Annotated in this window: 4 protein-coding genes; 1 reads left to right on the top strand and 3 read right to left on the bottom strand. The window is 67.5% G+C overall.

What is annotated here, in order from left to right; all coding sequences use genetic code 11:
• Nucleotides 1-233 precede the first annotated feature (233 nt).
• The 3 genes from ACFWF3_RS29035 to ACFWF3_RS29025 all read right to left on the bottom strand — a co-directional run bounded on the left by ACFWF3_RS29035 (nucleotide 234) and on the right by ACFWF3_RS29025 (nucleotide 3,035).
• Nucleotides 234-1,655, bottom strand: a complete 1,422-nt coding sequence (locus ACFWF3_RS29035) for an NAD(P)/FAD-dependent oxidoreductase (RefSeq protein WP_378988360.1) — start codon at nucleotides 1,653-1,655, stop codon at nucleotides 234-236.
• Nucleotides 1,656-1,813: 158 nt separating this feature from the next.
• Entirely contained in the window at nucleotides 1,814-2,710 is an 897-nt protein-coding gene (locus ACFWF3_RS29030) for a tat pathway signal sequence (protein WP_379316740.1), read from the bottom strand.
• Between the two features lie 118 nt (nucleotides 2,711-2,828).
• Nucleotides 2,829-3,035 carry a hypothetical protein gene (locus tag ACFWF3_RS29025; protein ID WP_378627280.1) on the bottom strand — a complete coding sequence of 69 codons (207 nt, stop codon included), beginning with the start codon at nucleotides 3,033-3,035 and terminating at the stop codon, nucleotides 2,829-2,831.
• Nucleotides 3,036-3,224: 189 nt separating this feature from the next.
• On the opposite strand from ACFWF3_RS29025, the gene ACFWF3_RS29020 reads away from it, so the two are divergent.
• The coding region (locus ACFWF3_RS29020; protein WP_379316738.1) for a hypothetical protein at nucleotides 3,225-3,420 on the top strand (196 nt) is incomplete at its 3' end.

Raw genomic sequence — 3,420 nt, 5'->3', positions numbered from 1 at the left:
CGACCGAACCTACCTTCTGTCGCTGCAAGTTCGGCGCCCTGTGTTTCCCCGTCGCCATAGATCACCTTTCATCCTGGGGATTGGTCACACATATGACCTCCGACATTCGGACCGGTGCCCGACTCGGATGGGTCCGAAACGTCGGCAACCCGCAACAGCGGTCGGGGGAAAGGCAACTGGCACGAGAAAGGCCGGGTGGTTCGACGGAACCACCCGGCCTTCGTAGAGCTGTGTCAGCCGATCTTGCGCTGCTCCGCGGTGAGCGGTTCGGCGGTGGCGGGCGGCGCGCCCACGTCGGCCGCGAGTTCCTTGGCCTCCGCCTGATCGGCGTTGACCTCCTCGATCGCGAGCCGCGCGAAGATCCACTGCTCGGTCGCCGCCATCTGACCGCGGTTGCGGCCGAGGAACGACACGAACCAGCCGATCACCGTGACGATTCGGCTGCGATAGCCGACCAGGTAATACAGGTGCAGGGCGAGCCAGGCGAGCCAGGCGAGGAACCCGCTGAACTCGAGCTTGCCGATCTGGCAGACGGCGTCGAACCGCGAGATCGTGGCCATCGAGCCCTTGTTGAAGTACTTGAACGGCTTGCGCTCCTGCGGCGTCTGACCGTGCAGCCCGGCCTTGATCGCCTTGGCCGCGTAGGTCGAACCCTGAATGGCCCCCTGTGCCTGCCCCGGCACACCGGGCACCGACATCAGGTCGCCGACCACGAACACGTTCGGATGGCCCTTGACGGTGAGGTCGGGCTCCACGATGACGCGCCCCGCCCGGTCCACCTCGGTGCCCTCGGATCGCTCGGCGATCATCTTGCCCAGCGGGCTGGCCTGCACGCCCGCCGACCACACCTTGCACACGGCCTCGATGCGGCGGGTGCTGCCGTCGGCGTCCTTGACGATCACGCCGTGCGCGTCGACATCGGTCACCATGGCGTTGAGCTGGATCTCCACACCCATCTTCTCGAGCCGCTTGGCCGCCTTGGCGCCCAGCTTGGGACCCATCGGGCCGAGCACCGCGCCGGCGCCCTCGAGCAGGATGACGCGCGCGTCGCGGGGATCGATGGTGCGGAAGGTGCCGTCGAGGGTCCGGTCGGCGAGCTCGGCGATCTGCCCCGCCAGCTCCACCCCGGTCGGGCCCGCGCCGACGACGATGAACGTCATCAGCCGGTCACGCTCTTCCTGGGTGGTGGCCAGCTCCGCCTGTTCGAAGGAGCCGAGGATGCGCGCGCGCAACTCGAGCGCGTCGTCGATGGTCTTCATGCCGGGCGCGTAAGTGGCGAAGTGGTCGTTGCCGAAGTACGACTGCTGGGCGCCGGTGGCGACGATCAGGCTGTCGTAGGTGGTTTCGGTGTCGCGGTTGAGTAGTCGCGAGGTGACCTTCTTGTTCGCCAGGTCCACGTCGACGACGTCACCGAGCAGCACCTGCGCGTTCTTCTGCTTGCGCAGCACCAGCCGCGTGGCCGGGGCGATCTCGCCGGTCGAGAGGATGCCGGTGGCCACCTGGTACAGCAGCGGCTGGAACAGGTGGGTCGACGTTTTCGAGATGAGCGTGACGTCGACATCGGCTCGGCGCAGGTGCCGGGTGCCGAACAAACCGCCGAACCCGGAACCGATCACCACTACGTGGTGCCGCTTCCCGACAGACTCAGTGCTCATCGTCGCGCTCCTCGACAGACTGGGGTGGGCCCCGCGGTGGTAATGACAGGGGTAACCGTAGTCGGCTCCGGTTGTGACGTCGCAACAAGAACCCGATCGCGGCGTGTGACGCGGTATCTCATCGAAACGACACGATCGACAATACGGGATGCGCCGAGTCAGCGACCTGCGAGAAGGATCTCGGCGACCCGGGTGTCGGTCTCGGCGCCGTCGGTGTATCCGCCTGCTCCGCCGAGCGCGTTCATGATCGACAGGGTGTACCGCTCACCGGCGCCCGCGACGCCGACCGAGTTGACCACCCAGCCGTCGGCTTCGGCCGACCAGCCGTTCTTCAGGCCGGGTCGCATCGAGGCACCCGCGCCCCACACGCCCCAGTGCTGATTGGAGTCGACCGAGCGCATCCGGTCGAGCAGGTAGGCGAGATCGTCGGGGTGCATGGTGTCGAGGATGGTGTTCATCAGCCGATCCAGGTCGGCGGCCGTGCACTTCTGGAACGACCAGTCCGGGAACAGCGCGGTCGTGGTCGGCTGCGGGATCAGGCTGACCATGCCGTAGGCGCGGAACGCGTTGTTGTAGGCCATCCGGTCGAAGCCGATGTACTTCTGCCACAGCACGTCGGTGGCGTGGTCGTTGGAGGTGGCAAGCATCGCTTCGATGTTGAAGCGGTCGTCGGGGGACAGGCCGATGGCGCCGACGCGGGCCCGGTTGAGCAGGTCGGCGGCGATGGCCAGCTTGATCGTGGATGCGGTCCAGACCTGGTTCTCGGCGTGTTCGTTGGCGTAGATGCCACCGGTCTTGCGGTCACGCAGCACGTAGCCGACCACACCGGGACGGCCGGCGAGATAGGCGTCGGCCCGGGCGATCCGGGAGCTCAGGTCGGCGTCGAATCCAGGCACCGACACCTGGGTCAGCGCGGGCGGCGCGGCATGAGCCGGGCCGGTGAGAACAGGGACGCCCGGAGTGAGGGCGGCCGCGGCGGCGAGGAGGCAGGCAGTTGCTGCGACTCGGGAAACGACACGGGTGGAGGGGGAACGGTCACGCACGATGGACCACATTCGCACACCGGGCGCCGCAATGCACTACTTCACCCCAAATCCGGCATCAGGCGCGACAACTCTGCCGAGACGCACGGTTGCCGTCTCTCAGGGTTGTTGCGGCACAGCGCAATTGCTGTCAGTGATGTGCGGCGTGCGGAGTGGCGATGGTGCAGCCGTTGAGGCGATGGCAGTGCTCGAACGCTTCGCCGTGCCGGTCCAGCGGCCACGAATGCAGCACCTGATCAGGCCCGTAGCGCCGGGAATTGATCAGCTCCCAGCGCGCGCCCACTCGACGGACGATGAAGCCGCCACCGGGAACCAGGGGAAACACCTGCGCGATCATGAAACGAAACCAGCCTTTCGCCCGCGGCCGTACTGTCCCACCCGAACCGCCACGATCCCACGCCCGGCGCCGAGGGTGCCGCAGGCGGGGCCGGGACATCTTGCGGTGTGGCGTATTTCACTAGCCCGGTGCAGTGGTGGTCGCGGGGCCGCGCGATTGCGGGTCGGTCGCTGGGCGTATAAACAACGGATGCCGTTGCACCTCCATCGCGCCGAACGCGCCGACGCGCTGGCCGACGGACTGGGGCGTTTGCTGGGTGAGATTCCCGCCGATCCTTTCGCCACGGAAGTGGTCGCGGTTCCGGCCAAGGGGGTGGGCGCTGATCATCGTCGGCATCCTGGTGGGCCCCGGCGCCCGGACGCCCTCCGGCGTCCCCGTCGTCGTA

Source organism: Nocardia sp. NPDC060220 (assembly GCF_042727815.1).
Classification (GTDB): domain Bacteria; phylum Actinomycetota; class Actinomycetes; order Mycobacteriales; family Mycobacteriaceae; genus Nocardia.
The sequence above is the reverse complement of the archived record's forward strand: the minus strand, read 5'-3'. Positions and strand labels throughout refer to the sequence as shown.